Origin of the sequence: Synechococcus sp. CBW1004 (genome assembly GCF_015840715.1) — a bacterium.
Taxonomy (GTDB): Bacteria; Cyanobacteriota; Cyanobacteriia; order PCC-6307; family Cyanobiaceae; genus Cyanobium.
Map to the genome: position 1 here is coordinate 2,333,466 of NZ_CP060397.1, position 21,711 is coordinate 2,355,176.

The 21,711-nt window shown below is 63.2% G+C and carries 19 protein-coding genes and 2 pseudogenes; 10 read left to right on the forward strand and 11 right to left on the reverse strand.

Going from position 1 to position 21,711, the window contains the following annotated elements; all coding sequences use genetic code 11:
• Positions 1 to 83 precede the first annotated feature (83 nt).
• The 9 genes and pseudogenes from H8F25_RS11105 to H8F25_RS11140 form a co-directional block, all read right to left on the reverse strand.
• Entirely contained in the window at positions 84 to 248 is a 165-nt protein-coding gene (locus H8F25_RS11105; RefSeq protein WP_197214058.1) for a hypothetical protein, read from the reverse strand.
• A 4-nt stretch (positions 249 to 252) separates the two neighbouring features.
• Entirely contained in the window at positions 253 to 1,683 is a 1,431-nt protein-coding gene (locus H8F25_RS11110) for an urea transporter (RefSeq protein ID WP_197210463.1), read from the reverse strand.
• A gap of 3 nt (positions 1,684 to 1,686) precedes the next feature.
• Entirely contained in the window at positions 1,687 to 1,812 is a 126-nt protein-coding gene (locus tag H8F25_RS17985; protein WP_255518278.1) for a hypothetical protein, read from the reverse strand.
• A gap of 62 nt (positions 1,813 to 1,874) precedes the next feature.
• Positions 1,875 to 3,563 (reverse strand): SulP family inorganic anion transporter, encoded by a 1,689-nt coding sequence (locus H8F25_RS11115; RefSeq protein ID WP_197210464.1) that lies wholly within the window; start codon positions 3,561 to 3,563, stop codon positions 1,875 to 1,877.
• A gap of 254 nt (positions 3,564 to 3,817) precedes the next feature.
• The gene (locus tag H8F25_RS11120; protein ID WP_197210465.1) at positions 3,818 to 4,222 is read right to left on the reverse strand and encodes a PIN domain nuclease; all 405 of its coding nucleotides are present in this window, start codon (positions 4,220 to 4,222) and stop codon (positions 3,818 to 3,820) included.
• Positions 4,219 to 4,416 carry a hypothetical protein gene (locus tag H8F25_RS11125; RefSeq protein WP_197210466.1) on the reverse strand — a complete coding sequence of 66 codons (198 nt, stop codon included), beginning with the start codon at positions 4,414 to 4,416 and terminating at the stop codon, positions 4,219 to 4,221. Before H8F25_RS11125 ends, H8F25_RS11120 begins: the two co-directional genes overlap by 4 nt.
• 787 nt (positions 4,417 to 5,203) lie before the next feature.
• Positions 5,204 to 5,776, reverse strand: a pseudogene (locus tag H8F25_RS11130) (Gfo/Idh/MocA family oxidoreductase); the annotation flags it as partial.
• 64 nt (positions 5,777 to 5,840) lie between these two features.
• Positions 5,841 to 7,119, reverse strand: a pseudogene (locus H8F25_RS11135) (hemolysin family protein).
• A gap of 199 nt (positions 7,120 to 7,318) precedes the next feature.
• Positions 7,319 to 8,233, reverse strand: a complete 915-nt coding sequence (locus H8F25_RS11140) for an oxidoreductase (protein ID WP_197210467.1) — start codon at positions 8,231 to 8,233, stop codon at positions 7,319 to 7,321.
• A gap of 158 nt (positions 8,234 to 8,391) precedes the next feature.
• On the opposite strand from H8F25_RS11140, the gene H8F25_RS11145 reads away from it, so the two are divergent.
• Positions 8,392 to 9,021 (forward strand): hypothetical protein, encoded by a 630-nt coding sequence (locus H8F25_RS11145; RefSeq protein WP_197210468.1) that lies wholly within the window; start codon positions 8,392 to 8,394, stop codon positions 9,019 to 9,021.
• 222 nt (positions 9,022 to 9,243) lie between these two features.
• Here the strand turns inward: H8F25_RS11145 and H8F25_RS17750 are convergent, their stop codons facing one another.
• Complete coding sequence (locus tag H8F25_RS17750; protein ID WP_231596780.1) at positions 9,244 to 9,663, reverse strand: HipA domain-containing protein; 420 nt, start codon at positions 9,661 to 9,663, stop codon at positions 9,244 to 9,246.
• Positions 9,664 to 9,776: 113 nt separating this feature from the next.
• Between H8F25_RS17750 and H8F25_RS11155 the strand changes: the two genes are divergently transcribed.
• The 9 genes from H8F25_RS11155 (at position 9,777) to H8F25_RS11195 (ending at position 20,365) form a co-directional block, all read left to right on the forward strand.
• Complete coding sequence (locus tag H8F25_RS11155; RefSeq protein WP_197210469.1) at positions 9,777 to 10,709, forward strand: hypothetical protein; 933 nt, start codon at positions 9,777 to 9,779, stop codon at positions 10,707 to 10,709.
• A gap of 82 nt (positions 10,710 to 10,791) precedes the next feature.
• Positions 10,792 to 13,272, forward strand: a complete 2,481-nt coding sequence (hsdR, locus tag H8F25_RS11160; RefSeq protein ID WP_197210470.1) for an EcoAI/FtnUII family type I restriction enzme subunit R — start codon at positions 10,792 to 10,794, stop codon at positions 13,270 to 13,272.
• A 3-nt stretch (positions 13,273 to 13,275) separates the two neighbouring features.
• Complete coding sequence (locus H8F25_RS11165; RefSeq protein ID WP_197210471.1) at positions 13,276 to 14,754, forward strand: class I SAM-dependent DNA methyltransferase; 1,479 nt, start codon at positions 13,276 to 13,278, stop codon at positions 14,752 to 14,754.
• Positions 14,751 to 16,460, forward strand: a complete 1,710-nt coding sequence (locus H8F25_RS11170; RefSeq protein ID WP_197210472.1) for a restriction endonuclease subunit S — start codon at positions 14,751 to 14,753, stop codon at positions 16,458 to 16,460. The genes H8F25_RS11165 and H8F25_RS11170 overlap by 4 nt, the downstream gene beginning before the upstream one ends.
• 2 nt (positions 16,461 to 16,462) lie before the next feature.
• A complete protein-coding gene (locus H8F25_RS11175) occupies positions 16,463 to 17,752 on the forward strand; it encodes an AAA family ATPase (RefSeq protein ID WP_197210473.1) in 1,290 nt (429 codons plus the stop codon).
• Positions 17,753 to 17,759: 7 nt separating this feature from the next.
• Positions 17,760 to 18,377, forward strand: a complete 618-nt coding sequence (locus H8F25_RS11180) for a hypothetical protein (protein WP_197210474.1) — start codon at positions 17,760 to 17,762, stop codon at positions 18,375 to 18,377.
• Positions 18,374 to 18,529, forward strand: coding sequence for a hypothetical protein (locus H8F25_RS11185; protein WP_197210475.1), 156 nt, complete (start codon positions 18,374 to 18,376; stop codon positions 18,527 to 18,529). The genes H8F25_RS11180 and H8F25_RS11185 overlap by 4 nt, the downstream gene beginning before the upstream one ends.
• Entirely contained in the window at positions 18,513 to 19,667 is a 1,155-nt protein-coding gene (locus H8F25_RS11190; RefSeq protein ID WP_197210476.1) for an AAA family ATPase, read from the forward strand. Before H8F25_RS11185 ends, H8F25_RS11190 begins: the two co-directional genes overlap by 17 nt.
• Positions 19,667 to 20,365, forward strand: a complete 699-nt coding sequence (locus H8F25_RS11195) for a DUF4276 family protein (protein ID WP_197210477.1) — start codon at positions 19,667 to 19,669, stop codon at positions 20,363 to 20,365. The genes H8F25_RS11190 and H8F25_RS11195 overlap by 1 nt, the downstream gene beginning before the upstream one ends.
• A 32-nt stretch (positions 20,366 to 20,397) precedes the next feature.
• Here H8F25_RS11195 and H8F25_RS11200 read toward each other — a convergent pair whose 3' ends face one another.
• Entirely contained in the window at positions 20,398 to 21,687 is a 1,290-nt protein-coding gene (locus H8F25_RS11200) for a type II toxin-antitoxin system HipA family toxin (RefSeq protein ID WP_197210478.1), read from the reverse strand.
• Between the last annotated feature and the right edge of the window lie 24 nt (positions 21,688 to 21,711).

The following is a 21,711-nucleotide window of genomic DNA, read 5'->3' on the forward strand; positions in this document are numbered from 1 at the left end:
GATCGCAAGCGAATCTTCAAATTTGACCTGATTTGGTAGCGGTTGATACAGAGTAATGGCCTGACTTTCCCGGCATGGCCGCCTCACCAGGCTTTGCCTGAGCGCCATTCGTGCCACCAGATCAACAGCAGCACCACCACGGCCAGCGCCAGAGCGGCAAGGCTGCCGTAAACCACCAGACGCAGCAGCTGCAGACTGGCCATCCAGCTGGTGCTCGCCAACACGGTCGGTGCCAGGCCGTGAAGCATCGGGTCAGGCCTCCCTGAGAAGGTGCCACTGGAAGCGCTCGGGCCTGAGGCTGCTGCCCACGGCCATCACCAGCGCCGAGACCGCGGTTGAAAACAAGGCGGCGCAGTACGGGGCGATCTGCACATAGGCCACCAGCCCCACGGCGCTGCCCGCCAGCATGGCCGCGATGGCGGCGTGGCGGTTGGCCTGTGACCAGTAGAGCCCATAGGCCACAGGCCACACGGTCGAGGCCACCAGGGCGCCGGTGAAAAACAGCACCGAGGCCAGCGAATCGAGCCGCGGCCACGACAGCACCAGGGTGAGCAGGCCGAGCCCCACCACCACCAGCTTGGTGGCCTGGCGCAGCTGGGCATCGCTCAGCTGCGGGTTGAGCAGTTTGAACACCACATCCTCGGCGACCAGATCGGCGGTGGAGGCCAGCAGCGAATCGAGTGTCGAGGTCAGAGAGGCGAACACCACCACAAACACCAGCGCGGCGCCGCCGGCGCCCAGCAGCTGTGAGGCCATCACCGGGAACACCATGTTCACCTGGGGCAGCGCAAGGTTCTGCGCCAGGGCCACCAGGCCGAGCGAGCCCGTCACGATCGGCACGGTCATCCAGGCCAGGCCGCCCAGGACGAAGGCGTTGACGACCACCGAGGCGCGGCTGGAGAACACCCGCGACCACCAGATGTTGTTGTGAAACACCTCGCCCATCGAAAACAGCGCAGAGTTCCAGGCGATCAGCAGGCCCGCCGGCAGCAGCAGGTTGAGCCGATCGGGATGGCTCGCACTGAGGCTGCTGTGCACCAGCTCGAGCGGAAAGCGCTGGAACGCCAGCACCGCCACCACCACCAGCAACCCCATGATCAGCAGCGACTGGATGAAGTCGGTACCCACCACCGCACGCATGCCGCCATAGAGCGTGTAAACGGTGGACACGCCGATCACCACCACCATGCCGAGCCGGTAATCAAAGCCCGAAAGCGCCTCCAGCAGGATCCCGGCGCCCATGGCCTGGGTCATCAGAAAGCCCAGGGTGTAAACCGCGGTGATCGCCATGAACACCCACCAGGCGGCGCGGCCGTAGCGCAGGCGAATGAAGTCGCCGCTGGTGCGCCCGTGGGGCATCAGCCTTTTGATGCGGATCGCCAGGGGTGCGAACAGGATCAAGCCCAGGCCGGCCAGGGCATAGCTGAACATCCCCCAGAGGCCATTGCGGTAGCCGAATTCGGGGGCCAGCAGGGTGGTGTTGCCGGTCACCCACGACGCCATCAGCGTGGCGGTGCTGAGGGCCAGGCCGATGTTGCGGCCGGCGAGCATGTAGTCGTCGGCGTCGCCCTTGCCGCCCCGTCCCCAGGCCACACCAAGGGCGATCCAGAGCACGGCGAAGACCACCACCAGTGCCCAGGCGATGCCGGGCGACAGCAGCGGTGTCACAACCCCACTGTCCATGTCTCAGTGCTGCTCCCAGGGATCGCGGCCGCGCCACTGCAGATGGCCTCGCACGATCATGGCCGTGGTGGAGGCGGTCACCACCGCGCCCACGGCAAAGATCAGCAATGCTTGCTGCAGGGCATCCATAGGCGTCGCGGGTTCAGGTGGGGCTCCTTGTCACCTTGACCAGAGCCGTCAGGGGCGTCAACTCACGTTACCCGCGCCGCGTCGAGCTGGGCGATCGCCGCCGCGCGGCTGGGCAGCAGTTGTGCTGATCCGTAGCGCGACACCCCGAAGCGGTTGAGTCGGTCACGGAACCGCGCCTGGGGCACGGCGATCAGCACGCGCCGCCCCTGTTTGGCCGCGTCACGGCACAACGCATCGATGGCCAGTGATGCGGTGACTCCCAGATGGCTGACAGCGCTCAGATCAAGCACCAGGCAGCTGTAGGCGGTGCTGTCGCTGAGCAGCTGGGTCAGGTAGCGGCTGGCGCCGAAGCTGAGCGGCCCTTCGAGCCGCAGCAGCGCCGCCGATGAACCCGCCTGCTCCAGCAGCTGCTGTTCCTGGGGGCTCAGGGTGCTGAGATCATCGCCCCCTGCCAGTCGTTGTGTCGCCTGCTGGAGCGCGTCGGCCTGATCTTTGATGGTGATGATGTTGGCGATCGAGACGCCGATCACGACGGCGGTCACGAGATCCCAGAAAACGGTGAGCAGCAGCACCAGCCACATCAACCCCGTGGCCTTCCAGGACACCTTCGGAGCTCTGTGCAGGAAGGGCCAGTCGATGATCTCGAGCCCCACATGGAGCAGGATTCCCCCCAACACCGCCAGTGGCACCAGCGAGGCCAGCGGTCCGGCGCCCAGGGTGACCATCAGCAACGCGGCAGCATGCACCATGCCCGAGAGGGGCGTGCGGCCTCCGGCCTGCACGTTGGTCACCGTGCGCATCGTGGCGCCCGCTCCGGGCAGGCCACCCACCAGAGCGGCGGCCATGTTGCCGATGCCCTGGCCGATCAGTTCGCGATTGGAGTGGTGCTGGGTGCGGGTGATGTTGTCAGCCACCAACGAGGTGAGCAGGGAATCGATCGACCCGAGCACAGCCAGGGTGATGGCATAGCCACCGATCAGGCGCAGGTCGTCCAGGCGCAGCTGGGGCCACTGCAGGTGGGGCCAGCCCTGCGGAATCGCCCCGAGCCTGGTCACGGCGTCCTGCGGCAGCAGCAGGCTGAGGATGCTGATCAGGATCAGCGCCAGCAGTGGTGCCGGCAGCCAATGGCTCCATCGCTTCGGCGTCCAGCGCACAACGGCGAAGCTCGAGGCGCCGACCAGCAGCGCCACAGGATTGATGGAGCCGACCTGCTGCGGCAGAGCCGCCAGGATCTGCGGAATCGAGCCCCGCAGTTCCAGCCCCAGCAGCACGGGCAGCTGCAGCAGCACCACGATCACGCCGATGCCCGACATGAAGCCGGAGATCACCGAGTAGGGAATCTGAACGATGTACTGACCGAGCCGCAGCAGGCCGAACACCACCTGCAGCAGGCCTGCCACCAAGGCCACGGTGAACGCCATCGCCAGGCCCGAAGCCGGTCCGTAGCGCGCCACCATGGTGGTGATGATGCCCGCCATGATCACGGTCATGGGACCGGTGGGGCCTGACACCTGCGCCGGTGTTCCGCCCAGTGGCGCAGCTAGAAAGCCCAACACAATGGCGCCCCACAGACCGGCGATCGCACCGGCACCGGAGGTGACGCCGAAGGCCATCGCCAGCGGCAGGGCCACCACGGCGGTGGTGATGCCTCCCGCCAGATCGCCGCGCCAGTTGCTCAGAACGCTGCTGCGCCATCGCTGGCTGGATCGCCACAGACGCAGTGGCGGTGAATCACGAAACGGCGAGCGCATGGCAGCAGAGCACTGTCTTCAAGCTGCCAAGGCGCCCAAGAAGCTACAACGACGGCATCAGAAGCCGATAAGGCCCGTTTGAAGCCCACAATTCCGGCCAGGCCCCCAAAGCGATTGGCTCGCGCTGCTGGCGCGATCTGATCAGCCCAGAGACCGGAGCCACAGTGCTCAGCATTGTGGCAGGGCACGTTCTGCTGCCCCAGACCCGTCGGAGAAGCGCGCCCCAGCGCCAGCAGGCGGTCGTGATTTTGGGCTCAGACAGGACGGTTCAGGCGGTTGAGGCGCAGCGCACTCACGGAGGCGATGGCTTCGAAGTCGGCATCGAAGCTCACGAGCTCCGCGTTGTGGTGCAGTGCTACGGCGGCCACCAGCAGATCAAGGCTCAATACCGTGCGGCCGACCTGACGGCAGGCCTGGCCAAGGGCAATCGCCTGCTGCCAGACATCTGATGGCGTGGACAGGCAGGGCAGGGTGTTGAACTGCGCCTCAAGCAGGCGTGCTTCCTCCGGTCGTGCGACTCGAAGAACCTCGAAGCGCACCGGCTCGGCCAGATGGGCAGTGGCATCCAGCACATAGGGGGTAATGAACTGCTTCAGGAGAGCTGGGCTGCGGGATCGGGTGAAGTCGATCCAAAGGCTGGTGTCGATCAGCAGGGTCATGGGCTGATCTCCTGCGCGCGCTGTCGCTCCCGCTCCTGGTCGGCCTCATAAGTGTCCAGTTCCACGCCCCATTCGCCGTTGAGGAACCGCTGGGCGATCTGCGCCCGGCGTCGCTGCTGCAGGGCCTCTTCCATCAGACGCCGGATGGCGGGGCCCTTCTTGCGCTCGCCCGTGAGATCCATGATCTCTGCCATCTCAGAATCTGAAAGCTCAACGGTGACTTTCATGCTTCTGGCCTTACAAAGTCCCACTCTTTCTTGAGAATCGCACTGGCTGTCAATGGGGTGCGCTCCCGGCAGCCGGCCCACCTCCAGAGCGGATCGCACGACAGTGCTGGTGGCTGCCTGCCTGACCCGCGGCCACTGCGCTGCTCAGCTGCCAGGAACGGGCACGGGATGGGCTGCTCGATCGCACGTTGCTTTCCCTCACGCCTGAGCAGACCACGGCCCAGCTGGCTGATCTGGAGGATTGCAGCGATACCGCATCAAGGCCAGGGCCTGGGACGTGGACTGGTGGCCGATGCGCTGCGGCGCAGCCTGGCCGCCTCGATCGCGGTCTGGCGGAAGAGCTGGGCGACAGCGCCACGGCAGTCGAGGAACCCCGTGCCCTGATCCAGCCCGAGGGCGGCGCACCCGCCACGGAAGCCCAACTCCTGCGTTGCTCAGTGTGTGATGGGGGTCGCGAGGATCGAACTCGCCTAAGGCGGATTATGAGACAGCCCGGAGCTCAGGTATAGCAAGGGATCTCGGCGAGGCTATGCCTGGGGAATGCCTATCTCAGGTTCTTCGTGTGTCGAACTGTGTCATCGGCATGCCACGCGTTCGACAGGTAGGAGCCCTTGGATGCCGCACTGGGCTGCACAGGGTCGCACCACCAGTGGCGGGCAACTGTGCCCTTGTCGCGAGGCCCCACACCAGATGTAGTGCACAGCAGGTGCAGAAACCAGCACAACGGCGATACAGTTCGGTCCCAATGGGGCCTCGCGCTGCGTCCCCCGGCCGCCGCCAGCCGCACCACCGGCGCGCCGGCCAGCTCCAGCACCAGGTCGATGTCGTGGATCATCAGGTCGAGCACCACCGACACGTCGTTGGCGCGATCGGGGTTGGGGCTGTGGCGGCGGGCCTCCAGCACCACCACCTCCTCGCCGGCCACCACCTTGACCAGTTCGCGGAAGGCGGGATTGAAGCGCTCGATGTGGCCCACCTGCAGCAGCACGCCGGCCTGATCCGCGGCCCTGATCAACGCTTCGGCCTCCTCCTGGCTGGCGGCGATCGGCTTCTCGATCAGCACATGGCTGCCGGCCTGCAGGCAGGCCAGACCCACCCGGTGGTGGAGCAGGGTCGGCACGGCGATGCAGACCGCATCCACATGGGGCAGCAGGTGCCCGTAGTCGGCGAACCAGCGGCAACCGAACTGCTGGGTGGCCAGCTGCCCCCGGGCTGGATCCGGATCGGCCACACCCACCAGCTCCGCATCCTTGATCAGGCTGAGCACCCTGGCGTGGTGCCAGCCCATGTTGCCGATGCCGATGACACCCACACGCACCGGGTTCATGGCAAGGCTTCCAAATGTCTCAATTATCGGTGATGCGTGATCGCTCCGTTCGCGCTGCGTTGATTCAGGGTTCCGGACCGGGGCGCCGTTCGATCTGCACCCGCTCGATCCGGGGCCCGTCCATGGCCAGGATCCGAAACTGATAGCCCTTCCAGCGCAACCCCTCCCCAGGGGCCGGAATGTGCTGGAGCCGCTCCAGCACGAAACCGGCCAGGGTGTGGTGCTCCTCCGCCTCCGGCAGGGGCAGCGGCAGCTGGCGATTGAGCTCGCAGATCTCCAGATCACCGGCCACCGACCAGCGGCCCGCATCCAGGCTGATCAGATCGGTGTCGGGTTCCAGGGGGTTGTCGTCCTCACCGACGATCTCGCTGGTGAGGTCAGCCACGGTGACCAGCCCCGCCGTGCCGCCGTGCTCATCCACCACCACCAGCAGCGGCTGGCCGCTGCGGATCAAGGGCAGCAGCTCGGCCAGGGGGGTGCTCTCCTGCACGCGGGCCACGGGGCGGATGTAGGGATGCAGGGGGGACTCAGGCCGAAGCAGGCCGCTGGCGATCGGATCGGCCAGGTGGCGCAGATCGAGCAGACCGCGCACGTCATCGAGGGAGCGGCCGATCACCGGGAAGCGGGCATGGGCGGTGTCATGCACCGCCCGCATCAGCTCGGCGAAGGTGACCTCCAGCGGCAGGGTGACCATGCCCGCACGGGGCACCATCACCTCCCGCACCAGGGTGTCGCGCAGGGAGAACACCCCTTCGAGGATGTTGCGCTCATCGGGCATCAGGCCGGTGACGCTGCCGGTTTCGATCAGGCTCTCCAGTTCGCCAGCCGAGAGGGCGGGCACCAGTTCATCCCAGTTGCGGGGCAGACCCAGCAGGTGGAGCAGCAGGGAGGCCAACCGCTCCACCAGGCTGAGCAGCGGAGCGAGCGCGCGGCTGAGCGCATCCAGCAGGGGCGCCAGGCTGAGGGCGGAGTGCTCGGGCCGGTGCAGCACCCCATGCCTTGGGCGCCAGACCGCCCAGCAGAGTGGCCAGCAGCGCCAGCGACAGAAACACCCCCAGGTCGACCGAAGCCTGGGGCAGCAGGCCCGCAGCGTTCAGAGCCAGCCGCTCGGCCACAACGCGACCGGCCCAGCCCAGGGCCACCAGGGCCAGCACCATCCCCAGCTGGGTGGCCACCAGGGCCCGGCGCAGCCGGCGCTGCAACTTGGCCACCGCCTCGGCGCCAGGCTGGCCATCCTCCACCAGTTGCTGCACGCGGCTGGGGCGCAGGCGGATCAGGGCCATCTCGCCGGCCGAGAAGAAGGCCAGCAGGGCGATCAGGGCGGCCAGAACCAACAGCGGGATCACAGCGACCCCGACCGTTCAGAGCGAGCGGGAGGGTTCACTCCCGGGGCTGCGAAGGCAGGAATCTGGAGCGGGACCGCTGGGGGAGGCGGAAGCATGGGTGGGCTGGATCGGCCAGGGAACGGCGCGCAACCTGGATTATCGGCCGACTGCCCGCCGCCGGTGTTCAGCGCCGGCCATCAAGGGATGGCTGGGCCAGCTAAGCGGCCGCGCAGAGCTCCTCGCTCACCTGCCAGAGGCGACGGCGCTGCTCGGGATCGCGAGCGGCCGGTGCCACCCGGGCCTCGGTGGGCCAGCCACGCATCCCTCCCATCTGATCGGGTGCGTAGTGGCCAGCGCGCCGCACCCCTGGCGCCGTAGCGGCGTGGAGCTGGGGCAGGGCGCCCTGGGCGGCGCTCTGAAACAGGGGGGTCATCAGCCGATAGGCCAGGGCCTCCGCCCAGGAACCGCTGGCCGCCACCGAGGCCGGCTGCAGGTTGGTGCGGGCCACACCGGGGTGCGCGGCCAGGGAGGTGACTCCGGCGGCCTCGGCATCCAGCCGCTGCTGCAGCTCCAGGGCGAACATCACATTGGCCAGCTTGCTCTGGCCATAGGCCTGCCAGCGGTCGTAGCGGCGCTCGCCCTGGAGGTCGTCAAAGCTGATGCTGCCGAAATACTGGGCGCCGGAGGTCACGGTGACCACCCGGGCATCGGGCTGGCCGCGCAGCAGGGGCAGCAGGGCCAGGGTGAGGGCGAAGTGGCCGAGGTGGTTGATGCCGAACTGACGCTCAAAACCGTCGCGGGTGAGGCTGCGCGGCAGACCCATCACGCCGGCGTTGTTGATCAGCAGATCGAGACGGCCATAGCGATCCTGCAGCTGGCAGGCGGCGGCGCGCACCGAGGCCAGGTGGGCCAGATCCAGCTCCAGCAGATCGATGGCAGCGCCATCCCGGGCGTCGGGCAAGAGCTGCTGGCGGGCCCGCTCGGCCCGTTCCGGCGAGCGGCAGGCCAGGATCACCGAGGCTCCCCTGGCTAGCAGCGCCCGGGCCGTCTCCAGCCCCAAACCGCTGTTGGCGCCGGTGATCAGGGCCAGCCGACCCGACTGATCGGGGATGTCGGCAGCGGACCAGGGCATGGCACTGGAGAAGATGGCGTCAACGTAACGGCGAGCTCCCGGGGGATGCGAGAGCCGCCAGCGACCGGCAGCCCTGTGCCAGTTCAAAAAGTGCCCCCCCCGGATCGCGCCTGCCGAACTTCGTGCAAATTTCGTGCAGGTTTTGTAATGTAGATCAAGTGTTCATCAAAAGATCAGCTATCAGCGCTGTACTTCTTGTACTTGCCAGCAGCCAAGCAAAAGCTCTCACAACGTACAACTTCGACGGAGGAGGCTTAACCGGCTTGGCCGAGGTAATTTTAACGCAAGATGACATAATTTTGACGATTTCAAATTTTGTCTCGTCAACAAATCTATCAAAAGCGGATTCCGATGGCCTATGCTTTTCCGGCAATAGCAGTGCTTCAGAAGACTTTTGCCAATTTACATCCTCCCTACAGCTTCAGTTCAATAAGTCAGTTAAATTAGTATCATACCTAACTGGATTTAATGATTATGAGATTCCGGGAACTCCCTCACTTACCTTTTCTCAGGGCAGTTTTTCTTCACTTCAAACTAGCTTTCCAGATTGGTCCTCTCAACTTTTTACAAATCAGTTTATCGCATCCGCCAACACGCCGATTCTGATCACCAATAACATCGATAACTCCACCTTTCCAGGCCCCGTTAGCTCTCTGCAATTCCGGTCTCTCACAGTTGAAGCAGTTGAAGACGTGCCCGGACCGCTTCCGCTGATGGGTGCTGCGTGTGCATTTGGGTATTCACGGAAGCTGCGCCGTCGGATTTTTACGTCTCGCCCCAACTCTTGATTCCTTCATCGAAGGCCTACTCCAATGCTTCAAGGGGGTCAGCCCAAGCGCATCGCTCTTTTAACCTCCCTCTAAATAGCCTAGCCCTCTTGCATCGTTTACTTAGGTCTCATGCTAGCCTGACTTGAGCAGATTCGGCTAAAGATTAATAATTTACACTTTCACTTCACGTTCTCTTCCCATGGAGAACGTTACAGCCGCCTCCCATTCTGCTTAATGAAATCACCCTGCCGCAGGAGCTGCTGAAGCTCCAGTTTCAGCCTGCCCTTGAAGTTGATGGGGGGTGAGCTGAACGTTGGTGAATCGTGCCCCTGCCAGGAGCCAAGCAGTGGCCCTGCCTCTGCCCATCAGCTCCGGATCCAGCTCCAGCCCCGGGTAGAGAAAGGCGCGGCTGGGGCTGCGGTCCACCAGGCCGCAGGCCATGGCCAGGCCGTAGGCGGGGCTGAGCTGCCAGCTTGTTGACCTGGCCAGCAGCGCATGGTTGCGGGGGTGGTCGTCGATGTTCGAGACTGCGGCGTTGAAGCAGATCCGGGGGCCGCAGGAACACTTCCGGGCAGTGGCCCAGGGCCTGAAACGACCTCCAGGCCGCAGCGTCCAAAGGCAATGGCTCCATCCCCTCAGCTCGCAGGCGCTGGAGCTCACGGCGTACAGACGCCAGATCCAGCACCGGATAGGCAGCGAGGTGGCGCCCGCAAAGGCCTGATTGCGCCTTGCCGTGGCGAGGGTGTAAGGCTGGGTTGAGCGAAGCTTGATCGATGCTTCTGTCTCCAGAGGATGCCAAGCGCTTCATGGCCACCTACGAGCAGGTGGCCCTAGCCGTGCATGCCATCGCAGCCCTCGATCCGCCGGACAACCCGACGGCCTCCCTTGTGCATGCAAGGGAGCGACTGCAGGAGACTCCTGAGCTGCTCGATGAGGCGGAGACGTTTCTCAGACGGCAGGGCACCTGGACCGATCCCGAGGTTCTCGACGCCCTGCGACAGATGAAGCTGGAAGAATATGTGCACCTTAAGGATCTCAAGCGAGGCGCCATCTTTCTGAGTGCCGATGGCAGCGAGGGCTACAGCGCCATCGGCCTCACCCAGCCCCCCGGTGCCATCTTCGGCGCCCGTGGCCATGTGGTTCATACCGCCCTTTGTCCCTTTGCCGAGAAGATCGTCTGCGATGGTGTGTTCATCGCTCGCGCTCAGCTGGGGCCGGGCTTGTGGAGTGCATTCCACAAGCGCTATCTCAGCCTCAAGGCCGCGGGCCAGCTGCATCACGACCCCAGCACAGTGCCCGAATGGCAACAACCAGCCTTCGACTCAGACCCGGCCGTGGCATCCAGGGAGGTCCTCGAAATTCTCGATCCCTGGCAGATGGTCCCCTTGGAGGTGGTGGACTCAGCGTTGGCGTTTCTGGACGCCTATCTGCAACCGCATCACCCCCTGAGGCAATACAGGCTCTTCCCGATGCTCAAGCGCGAGGATGCCCAGATCTGGGTGATCACCAAAGACGATGACGATGGCATCACGTGGCTGTTGGATCTCACCAAGAAACGGCGCTTCAAGGGGCGCACCATCTACCACTACCGTCAGTTGGCAGACGACGAGGAACTCAAGGCCCTGATCCAAGAGGACCATCAGACCTGGTTGGACAGCTTTCCTGACGACGAGGAGGACGAGGAAGACGAGGAGGACGACCTCTGATCGCACGCTCGCTGCCATGGCGCAGCCCTACCCTTCGGGCCGCGTTCGTTCAGAATGATCTGTACCGGCGCTCCACGGTCCGATGCCCCAGGAGCGCCTCAGCGAAACCGACATCTGCGACCGGTTCATTACGCCGGCGCTTCACCAGGCGGGCTGGTTGCGGGAGCAGATCCTGCGCGAGCACGCCTTCACGGCTGGCCGGATCACCGTGCGCGGACGGCTGGTGGCCAAGGGGCAGCCACGGCGGGCCGACTACGTGCTGCTGGTGGGGCAGGTGGCGCTGGCGGTGATCGAGGCCAAGGACAACAGCCATGCCGTCGGCGATGGGATGCAACAGGCACTGGCCTACGCCGAGGCGCTGCAGACGCCGTTCGTGTTCGCGAGCAACGGTGATGGCTTCGTGCTGCACGACCGCACCGGGCTGAGCGAGCAGCGCGAGAGCCAGCTCAGTCTGGAGGCCTTCCCAGCTCCTGAGGAGCTCTGGCGTCGCTACTGCCGTTGGAAGGGGCTCTCGGATGACCAGCAACGGGTGGCGCTGCAGCCCTACTACGACGGCAGCAACCGCAAGGAGCCCCGCTACTACCAGCGCAACGCGATCCAGAAGGTCGTGGAGGCGATCGCCAAGGGGCAGACGCGGCTGCTGCTGGTGATGGCCACCGGCACGGGCAAGACCTTCGTGGCGTTTCAGATCATCTGGCGGCTGTGGAAGGCGAAGCAGGCCAAGCGGGTGCTGTTCCTGGCCGATCGCAATGTGCTGGTGAACCAGACGATGACCAACGACTTTCGGCCGTTCGGAGGGGCGATGGCCAAGCTGAGCACGAGCTCCAACACGATCGAGAAGGCCGATGGCTCGCTGCAGGAGCTGACGCTGGCGCTCGACAGACAGCGCCGGATCGATCCCTCCTACGAGATCTACCTGGGCCTGTACCAGGCACTCACTGGGCCAGACGAGCGTCAGAAGCTCTATCGGGACTTCTCACCCGACTTCTTCGATCTGATCGTGGTGGATGAGTGCCATCGCGGCAGCGCGGCGGAAGATTCGGCCTGGCGCGAGATTCTCGAGTATTTCGCCAGCGCCGCCCAGCTCGGGCTCACCGCCACACCAAAGGAAACGAAGTATGTGTCGAATATCCACTACTTCGGTGAACCGATCTACAGCTACTCGCTGCGCCAGGGCATCCACGACGGCTTCCTGGCGCCCTACAAGGTGATCCGTGTGCATCTCGATATTGATGTACACGGCTATCGCCCGAAACGGGGTGAGGTGGACAAAGACGGCAGGGAGATCGAGGACCGCCAGTATAACCAGAAGGATTTTGACCGAGTTCTGGTGATCGATGAGCGCACCCGCCGCGTCGCCCGCTGGATCACGGCATACCTCAAGGCCAGTGGCGATCGCTTCCAGCCCACGATCGTGTTCTGCGTCGACACCGAGCACGCCCTGCTGATGCGACAGGCCCTGATCAACGAAAACCAGGATCTAGTGCAGCAGCACCCCAACTATGTGATGCGGATCACGGGGAATGACACCGAAGGCATGCTGCAGCTCGACAACTTCATCGATCCGCTGGAGCCGATGCCGGTGATCGTCACCACCTCACGGCTGCTGTCCACGGGCGTTGATGTGCAGACCTGCAGGTTGATCGTGCTCGATCGTGAGGTGGGCTCGATGACCGAGTTCAAGCAGATCGTCGGCCGCGGCACCCGCCTGCATGCCGAGTCGGGCAAGGAGTACTTCACCCTGGTGGATTTCCGCCAGGCGAGCAATCATTTCGCCGATCCCGAGTTCGACGGTGAACCGGTGCAGATCTACGAACCCGGTGAGGGTGATCCGCCACTGCCGCCGGAAACCGGCACCACCTCGGAGGGTGAGGATCTTGATGGGCTGGAGGGAGATGGTGCTGGGGACCTGGATGGGGAATCCGACCTGATCGGCGGGAGCGATGGTTCCGGCGGCCCTGAACAGGGAACAGGGACGGGACCGGGAGGGGAACCGCGCCGCAAGGTCTACATCAAGGGCCGGCCGGTGCTGGTGCTCAGCGAGCGGGTGCAGTATCTCGATGAGCAGGGCAAGCTCGTCACCGAATCGCTGCGCGACTACACGCGCCGGCTGGTGCGCCAGCAGTACGCCGATCTCGACGGCTTCCTGCGCCGCTGGCGGGGAGAGGAGCGCAAGCAGGTGATCCTGCAGGAGCTGGCCGAGGAGGGCCTGCTGCTGGAGGCGCTGCAGGAGGAGGTGGGCCGCGAGCTCGACCCGTTTGATCTGATCTGCCACATCGCCTACGACCAGCCGCCGCTCAGCCGCGCCCAGCGGGCGGCCCGCCTGCGCTGCGATGTCTTCAGCCGCTACGGTCCCCAGGCACGAGCGGTGCTGGAGGCACTGCTCGACAAGTACGCAACGGAGGGCGTGGTGGACGAGCTCGACAACGTCAGGATCCTGGCGATCCCACCCTTCAGTCAGATGGGGACCCAGCTGCAGCTGATCCGTGAGTTCGGCGGCAAGGGGGGCTTTGAGCGGGCCGTGCATGACCTGCAGGCCGAGCTCTACCGGGAGGCTGCCTGAGGGATGGCCACCTCAGCGCGCACCACTTCTGCGCGGACAGCCGTCAAGGCGATTCAGGACATCATGCGCAAGGACGTGGGTGTCGATGGCGATGCCCAGCGCCTGTCGCAGCTGTGCTGGCTCTTCTTCCTCAAGATCATCGACGACCAGGACCAGGCCCTGGAAGTCACCGAGGATGACTACCGCTCACCACTGCCGGAGCATCTGCAGTGGCGCAGCTGGGCCAAGGATCCAGAGGGCATGACCGGCGACACACTGCTGGAATTCATCAACCAGGAGCTGTTTCCCTATCTCAAGGAGATGCCCCTCAAGGGTTCCCACCCCCACCGGGCCCAGGTGGTGCGCGAGGTGTTCGCCGATGCCTTCAACTACATGAAGTCCGGTCAGCTGCTGCGCCAGGTGATCAACAAGGTGGAGGGTATCGATTTCAACAACCTGGCCGACCGCAAGCATTTCGGGGATGTGTATGAGCAGCTGCTCAATGATTTGCAGAGTGCCGGCAATGCGGGCGAGTACTACACGCCTCGGGGCGTCACCAGCTTCATGGTGGATCGCATCGATCCCCAACCCGGCGAGACGCTGCTGGATACATCAGGCGGCACGGGAGGTTTCGTCACCTGCTCGATCCGCCACATGCGCGAGCGCTATGTGAAGACGCTGGCCGATGAACAGGCGATGCAGGCGGCACTGCGGCTGATCGAGAAGAAGCCGCTTCCCTACATGCTCTGCGTCACCAACATGCTGCTGCATGGGATCGAGGATCCCAGCTTCGTGCGGCGCGACAACACCCTGGCTCGGCCCTATCGCGACTGGGGTGTGGCCGATCAGGTGAACGTGATCCTCACCAATCCGCCGTTCGGTGGCGTTGAGGAAGACGGCATCCAGGACAACTTCCCGGCCGAGTTCCGCACCCGCGAAACCGCGGATCTGTTCCTGGCGTTGTTCATCAGTCTGCTCAAGCCGGGTGGCCGTGCCGGCGTGGTGTTACCCGATGGCACGCTGTTCGGCGAGGGGGTGAAAACGCGGCTGAAGAAACAGCTGCTGACCGAGTGCAACTTGCACACGATCGTGCGCCTGCCCAATTCGGTGTTCAAGCCCTACGCCAGCATCGGCACCAACCTGCTGTTCTTCGAGAAGGGCAAGCCCACCGAGGAGATCTGGTACTACGAGCAGCCCGTGCCTGATGGGCAGAAGGCCTATTCGATGACCCGCCCGATCCGCGCAGAGCATTTCGCAGACTGTGTGGCCTGGTGGGGCGGCCCCAACCGCAAGGGCCGGAAAGAAACCGAGCAAGCCTGGCGCGTGCCGATCGCCCAGATCCAGGAGCGCAACTACAACCTCGACCTCAAGAATCCCCATGTGGCCGCTGCCGACCACGGCGACCCCGAGGAGCTGCTGGCCGACCTGCAGACCGCTGAGCAGAAGGCGGCCGAGCTGCGCGATCAGCTCAAGGCGATCCTGGCGGAGGCGCTGCTGCGATGAACGCCGAGCGATTGCTGGCCCTGTTCGAGCGGATCAGCGAAGCCCCAGACGCGATCCCCAGGCTGCGCCGCTTCATCCTCGACCTGGCGGTGCGGGGGAAACTGGTGGAGCAGGACCCGGAGGATGAGCCGGCGGAGGAGTTGATCAGGCTGATTTCGACAGAGAAGGCGAGATTGGCCCAAGCAGGAAAGATCAAGAGGTTTAAGCCATTACCGCCCATAACCGGAGAGGAAGTATTAGAAGAACTTCCTAAGGGCTGGAGCTTGAGTCGGCTTGGATGCCTAATTGATCTTATTTCGGGTCAACATCTGCAGCCAAGCGAATACTCAGAAAACCCTGCAGATGGACTGCCGTACATTACGGGCCCTTCAGACTTCTCGCCTGGCGGCATTTGTATCACCAGGTATGCGCTTGTGCGCAAAGCCGTTGCCTTCAAGGGCCAGCTTTTGTTGACGGCAAAGGGATCCGGAGTTGGCAAAATAGCAATCTGTGATATCCAAGAGGTAGCGATAAGTCGTCAACTCATGGCATTAACAGCAATTGGATGGAACGATCGCTACCTTGCCTTGGTCACTCATCGGCTTGCCGTCAAGCTGCAAAGTGAAGCAAGAAGTCTGATCCCTGGTATTTCCCGACAAGATGTTGAGAATTTCGTTCTTCCCCTCCCACCCCTCGCCGAACAACACCGCATCGTCGCCAAGGTCGACAAATTGATGACCCTGTGCGATCAGCTGGAGGCCGCCCGCACGCAACGCGTGCAGTGCCGCGAGCGCCTGGTGGCCGCCAGCCTGCAGCGCCTCAACCAACCCAGCGACGACCCGGAGGCCTTCCGCAGCGACGCCCGCTTTGCCCTGCAGGTGTTGCCCAGCCTCACGAACACCCCCGCCCAGATCAAGCAGCTGCGCCAGACGATCCTGAACCTGGCGGTGCGCGGGAAGCTGGTGGAGCAGGATCCGGAGGATGAGCCGGCGGAGCAGTTGCTCAGTGCAGTCTTGAAGGCACCGTGGCAGAAAAAGCGAAAACCGATCCCCACGGCGTTTGATGACAAGTCAAAGACGCTTGTTAAGCTCCCTCTTCCAGATTCTTGGACCTGGGCAACGATTGAGGCGATAGTGCCGCCAGACGAGACAGTTACATATGGAATCCTGAAACCAGTCTGGGTTGCTGATGGCGTCCCCACTGTGCGAGTCACCGAAATGAAGACGGGTTCTATTGACACCAGCAGGTTGCCATGCTGCGACCCCGTTCGGGCCGAGAAGTTCCGCAAGACAACCCTGAAAGAGTGGGACTTACTTATTTCCAAGGACGGCACAATCGGAAAAACGGTATTCGTTCCTGCTAGCCTCGCAGGGGGCAACATTACTCAGCACGTAATTCGACTGCCCATCTCAAGTCAACTCTGCAGACCTTATATACGGATTGCCATTGACTCTCCATATTGCCAGTCTTATATGAGGGGTGAAACAAAGGGGGTCGCGCTGCAAGGTGTCAATGTCGGTGATTTCAGGAAAATGCCTATCCCCCTCCCACCCCTCGCCGAACAACACCGCATCGTCGCCAAGGTCGACGAACTGATGGCCCTCTGCGATCAGCTGGAGCAGCAGCTCAGCCAGGGCGAGGAGAGTCGTCGGGGGCTGCTGGAGGCGGTGCTGCAGGAGGCATTGGCGGATTCTCAGGCAGACTTGGTGTTGGAGGGGAGAGCCTGACCATGCTGGAACGTATCCATGTGCGGGGGTTCAAATCCCTCCGCGAGGCCACCGTTGACCTGGCGCCTCTCGTTGTGTTGTTTGGGCCCAATGCGGCAGGTAAGAGCAATCTGCTTGAGGCTCTCCTGCTGTTGTCCAGGCTTGTAGGCGAGCGCACCTTGAATGAGGCCTTCGCTCCGACGGGGATACGGGGAAATCCCCTGGAGGCCTTTTCTCTGCCCTCAGGTGGCATTGAGGAATTGCTCCATAGCCCCATGCCGACCCTGCGGTTGGATGCAGAGATGAGCCTGACTCCGCCGGAAGGTATCAAGCGTAGGCCCGATCTTCTCTCCTACCAGGTCGAAGTTGGAATCCAGCCGCAAACGGGTCAGCTGTCTGTCCAAGATGAAAGGCTTGAGCTGCTGACGGCCAATCGCAAGCCCCGCTTCTGTAGCGTTGAAAAGACTACACGCGCAAAAGAAGCCGGCCCTTCAGAGGTTATCGCTATACGACGTAAGGGCTCACCAAGCCATCCCTTCGAGGAGGATGTTGGATTATCACATACCGTGGTTTCGAATCGACAATATACAGGTACGGAGCGCTATCCCCTTTTTGATTCCTTGCACCGCGAGATTGGGGCCTGGCGAATCCTCTATCTAGATCCAATGGTTGCGATGCGGCAACCCGTGCCACCTCGTGACGTCCAGGATATCGGCAGTCGTGGCGAGTGGCTCGTCCCCTATCTCCATCGTCTGATTCATCAACAGCCACATGCTTTTGCAGCCGTGCGGCGTGTGATCGCCATGGCGATTCCATCCATCACGGACTTGCAGACTGAGCTCAACGAAAAGCGTGGCGAATTGGAGCTCAGGATTCAGATGGACGGAATCTGGCTTCCTTCGAGGGTGGTCTCGGAAGGCACGCTACGGTTACTGGCGCTGTGTGCCATGGCGGCCAATCCGTTCCAGAAGGGTCTGGTTGCGTTTGAAGAGCCTGAGAATGGGGTACATCCGCGTAGAATCGAAGTGGTCACCAGACTCTTGGCTCGCACATCCCGCAGCCAGCAGGTCATTGTCACCACCCACTCCCCACAGGTGGTCGTTGATATTGTGCGCATGATTAGGGATGGAGAACTGCACGCCAGCCAAGTGCGATTGATTCGCTGTGGCACATCCTCTGATGGTTCCACCTACCAAACCTTTAACCCTCTGGGGCCGCTCTTTGACGCCACAGACATCAATGAGGGCTTGATCGCTAGTGACGATGCCAAGGTTCTGCAGGCAATGACCATTGGAGGCTGGCTGGATGGCTAGTCGCTTGGTGATCGATATCTTCTGTGAAGACAGTGGACATGAGACCTTCCTTCGCAACCTCATCAAGGTGCTGGCCAAAGCTGCGGGTGTCTCGACACCTGAGTTGAACCTCCATTCTTCTCGAGGAGGCCATGGCCGTGCCATTGCAGCCCTGAAGGCATGGCAACGGGCACTGAGCTCCAGTGATCAGCCGCGTGGAGACGCACTGCTCGTGCTGATCGATGCAAATAGTACAGGCTGGCATCCTACGCTTCGCGCCATTCAGAAATCTGTCGATTCTTCTCTTTATCCCAGTGTCCTGATCGGTTGTCCCGATCCACATGTTGAGGTTTGGTGTACTGCTGATCCAGCAGCTTTCCAGGCGCTTTTCAGCGTACCTGTACCTTCTCCTCCTACACAACCGGGGCGGCTTGTCTACAAGCAGTGGCTCACCCAAGCTCTTGAGCACGGCGGAGTCGTTGTCCTCACTGACCCAATGGACATTTGTCTCGACCTTCTCCCTGCGATGGACATGGTCAAGGCCTGTCAGAACAACCCCTCCTTGGGGCATCTGGTAGGGGATATCCGGGCTCTGCTCACCCGCCACCGTCAGACCCAGGTCCAGGCGCCGATATCCAACCCGTGAGGAGTATCCATCCCCCCCTCTGCGATCAGCTGGAGCAGCAGCTCAGCCAGGGCGAGGAGAGTCGTCGGGGGCTGCTGGAGGCGGTGCTGCAGGAGGCGTTGGCCGGCAGACTGCCAGAGAGGCCGGAGGAACGCCATGCAGCCATCGCCTGAGCCGGTCGCACGTCCTGAAGACCAGCAGGACGGCATCCAGGAGATCCATGTTGCCGGCTTCTGTTCCCTCAAGGAGGTTTGCCTTGAGCCTGGCAGGCTCACCGTGCTGATCGGCCCGAACGGTGCCGGCAAATCCAATCTCCTCCAGGCCTTGCGCCTGATCCCCTTACTGCGGACTCGCTCCCTGCAGCGCTACGTGGCTGATCACGGTTTCGCGTCCGCTCTGTTGCATTACGGCCCCAAAGCGACGGATGCTGTCGAGCTTGGTGTGGTGATTCGGGATCTGGGTGTGACCTACCGCTACGAGGCTTGTCTGGCTTTTGCGCCGGGCGACACGCTCTACTTTCAATCGGAAACCGCGGAACGCATCAATCCTGATGGGACTGGCTCATTCAGTCAGCTCGGCTCAGGTCATCGTGAGTCACGACTTCAGGATTCTTTCGATCCTGATGATTCCCCCGACCGCCAGGCTCTAGTGGCCCTGAATGCCTGGCTGGGCCGGATGACCTTCTACCACTTCCACGACACCTCGGCCCAATCCAAGCTGCGCACGCATGCGCGTCGAGAGGACGATCGTTATCCTCGTTCTGACGGCTCCAATCTCGCGGCCTACCTGCTCCGCCTGAAGGAGAGCGACGACAGCGCCGATCAGAAGGCCTGGCAGCGGATCAACCGTCACTGCCGCCACATCGCCCCAGCCATCAAGCAGCTGGATCCTGTGGCGGTCAATGGCAGTGTGCGGCTCGACTGGATCGATGATCGCGACGAACGCTTCGGTTGCCACCAGTTCTCTGATGGCACACTGCGGGCACTGGCGCTGATCACGGTGCTTTCGCAGCCCAGCGAACGCTTGCCCAGGCTGATCAGCATCGACGAGCCCGAGCTTGGTCTGCATCCCTCCGCCATTGCCTTGATCACCGAGCTCTGCCGCTCGATCTCACGCCATACCCAGATTGTTCTCTCCACACAGTCCACGGAGCTGCTGGATTACTTCAACCCCGATGAGGTGGTGGTGGTGGAGCGGCAGCACGGTGAAACAAAGCTGACAAGGCTGAGCAGTGAAGCCCTGCAGACCTGGCTGGAGGACTACAGCCTCAGCGAGCTTTACGACAAGGGCGTGATCGGAGGCAAGCCTTGATGGCCGATCCGGTCAGGCGATTGATTGTGGCCGTGGAGGGCTCTACAGAGGACAACTTCGTGCGACGGATTCTGCAGCCCCATCTGTGGAGCTATGGGATTGCTGTCTCGTCCACGATTGTTGGCAAAGCCAAGGCAGCTGCAAGAGGCAACAAGGGGAAGGGTGCTCGTGGTGGCGGTTGCTATTCCGACTGGGAAAGAGACATCCGCAACTGCCTGAAGGACAACCCATCGGGTGACTTCAGGCTGACAACCCTGTTCGACCTCTATGGGCTGCCTGATGACTTTCCAGGGCGCGATCGTATCGCCTCAGATCGCAGCCAGGCTGATCGCTGCGATCGCCTGGAACAGGTCATGGGAAAGAGGATCGATGACTGGCGATTCATCCCCTATCTGCAACTGCATGAGTTCGAGGCCCTGGTGATGGCCTGTCTTCCTGATCTCGAAACGATCTACGACGCTCCAGATCAACTGGCTGGGCTCGCCCGCCTTCAGGCTGAGGTGGCTTCACTGCAGCCTGAAGAGATCAATAATTCCAAGGAAACATCGCCCAGCCATAGGTTGGAGCGGCTGATTCCTGACTACCGCAAAAAGTTGCATGGGCCTGATGCGATCGAGAAGGCTGGCTTGGCCCATGTGCGAAGCCGTTGCCCTCGCTTTGACAACTGGCTGACTGGCTTGGAGATGAAGATGTTCTGACTTCCTTCCGCCTGCGTCTTGATCGCCTGCCATCAGTCCACCATCTCCGGATCCAGCTCCAGCCCTGGGTAGAGGAAGGCGCGGCTGAGCCGCTGGCAGTCGGCGGGGCTCACCGAAGCTTCGCGCAGGGTGGCTTCCCAGCTGCTGGCCACGGTGTTGCAGATCCGCGTGGCGATCGCTTCGGCTTCCGCCGGCTTGAGCAGAAAGCGACCGGCCCCGGCCAGGATCGCCCGGCGATTGGCCCAGCGGCTGGGGCTGCGGTCCACCAGGCCGCAGCCCATGGCCAGGTCGCGGCGGGTCTCGGCTTGCAGCGGTGCGGGGGTGAGGTCGTAGGCGGGGCTGAGCTGCCAGCTTGTTGACCTGGCCAGCAGCGCATGGTTGCGGGGGTGGTCGTCGATGTTCGAGACCGCGGCGTTGAAGCAGATCCGGCCGAACAGCTCCCGCAGATCCGCCGCCGGCTGAGCACTGACGCGTCGCAGCTCATCGGCCAGCAGCAGATACGACCACCTGCCGCGATCGGTGGCACTGTCATCCGCCTGCAGCAGGGTGACGGCGCTGACCATGCGATGGCGCCGGTATCCCGTCTCGCTCCAGTCGCGGTCAAAGCGTTTGACCAGCAGCACATCGGCATCGCCCACTCTGGTGAGGCGGCTTTCGGCCACCTGCAGCCCGCAGCGGCGGGCCAGCAACAGCAGGCCGTGCTCCACGCGCGGTTGGTTCCAGGTGTCGGAAGGCGCTGGGAACTTGGCCAGCCAGAGGGCGTTGTCGGCCTCCACGGTGGTCTTGGGGCGGGCGCCGCCCATCGACGTGCCGGCCTGGCCAATCAGCTCCTCCACCTGCTCCAGGGCTGAGCCTGCTTGGAGGGGTTCCTCGCGGAGGATCGCATCAGCCGCCTGCTTGATGCGCTCCAGATCGAGGGTGCGATGGAAGCGGCGCTGCGGCGCCGGTGGATCAACGCCGCGGCCAAAGCCCACCGCACCGCAGCGATCGTCCGGTCCGAGCAGCAGCAGATCGAAATCGCTGGGCTCCCCCAGGCCGCCATGGCGAGCGATCACCCGGCGTCCCCAGTGATCCGGCAAGGCATCGCGCAGGGCCCCGAAGAAGCCACCCAGGCGGGCTGTCTCGAAGGGGCCCTGGCGCAGCCTCAGCTGCACCGGATCGAGCTCCACCGCGTCCTGCCGCTCCCGGTAGCGGCGGCCATAGACGAACGTGCCCACCGGTTGGCCTTGCCGATCACTGCTCTGCGAAAACCGGCCCGCCGTGACGAACGCCGTGCTGCCCGGCAGGACCACGTAGACGTAGCACTCGAGATCCGATGGCATGACAGGAGAGCGCCAGGGCTGGGC

Excerpts from the sequence above, each read along its gene's own strand:
- hsdR (WP_197210470.1), top strand. The coding sequence starts at position 10,792 with ATGCCCCAGGAGCGCCTCAGCGAAACCGACATCTGCGACCGGTTCATT.
- H8F25_RS11110 (WP_197210463.1), bottom strand. The coding sequence starts at position 1,683 with ATGGACAGTGGGGTTGTGACACCGCTGCTGTCGCCCGGCATCGCCTGG.
- H8F25_RS11120 (WP_197210465.1), bottom strand. The coding sequence starts at position 4,222 with ATGACCCTGCTGATCGACACCAGCCTTTGGATCGACTTCACCCGATCC.
- H8F25_RS11170 (WP_197210472.1), top strand. The coding sequence starts at position 14,751 with ATGAACGCCGAGCGATTGCTGGCCCTGTTCGAGCGGATCAGCGAAGCC.
- H8F25_RS11165 (WP_197210471.1), top strand. The coding sequence starts at position 13,276 with ATGGCCACCTCAGCGCGCACCACTTCTGCGCGGACAGCCGTCAAGGCG.
- H8F25_RS11190 (WP_197210476.1), top strand. The coding sequence starts at position 18,513 with ATGCAGCCATCGCCTGAGCCGGTCGCACGTCCTGAAGACCAGCAGGAC.
- H8F25_RS11175 (WP_197210473.1), top strand. The coding sequence starts at position 16,463 with ATGCTGGAACGTATCCATGTGCGGGGGTTCAAATCCCTCCGCGAGGCC.
- H8F25_RS11125 (WP_197210466.1), bottom strand. The coding sequence starts at position 4,416 with ATGGCAGAGATCATGGATCTCACGGGCGAGCGCAAGAAGGGCCCCGCC.
- H8F25_RS11155 (WP_197210469.1), top strand. The coding sequence starts at position 9,777 with ATGCTTCTGTCTCCAGAGGATGCCAAGCGCTTCATGGCCACCTACGAG.
- H8F25_RS11140 (WP_197210467.1), bottom strand. The coding sequence starts at position 8,233 with ATGCCCTGGTCCGCTGCCGACATCCCCGATCAGTCGGGTCGGCTGGCC.
- H8F25_RS11105 (WP_197214058.1), bottom strand. The coding sequence starts at position 248 with ATGCTTCACGGCCTGGCACCGACCGTGTTGGCGAGCACCAGCTGGATG.
- H8F25_RS17985 (WP_255518278.1), bottom strand. The coding sequence starts at position 1,812 with ATGGATGCCCTGCAGCAAGCATTGCTGATCTTTGCCGTGGGCGCGGTG.
- H8F25_RS11195 (WP_197210477.1), top strand. The coding sequence starts at position 19,667 with ATGGCCGATCCGGTCAGGCGATTGATTGTGGCCGTGGAGGGCTCTACA.
- H8F25_RS11115 (WP_197210464.1), bottom strand. The coding sequence starts at position 3,563 with ATGCGCTCGCCGTTTCGTGATTCACCGCCACTGCGTCTGTGGCGATCC.
- H8F25_RS11200 (WP_197210478.1), bottom strand. The coding sequence starts at position 21,687 with ATGCCATCGGATCTCGAGTGCTACGTCTACGTGGTCCTGCCGGGCAGC.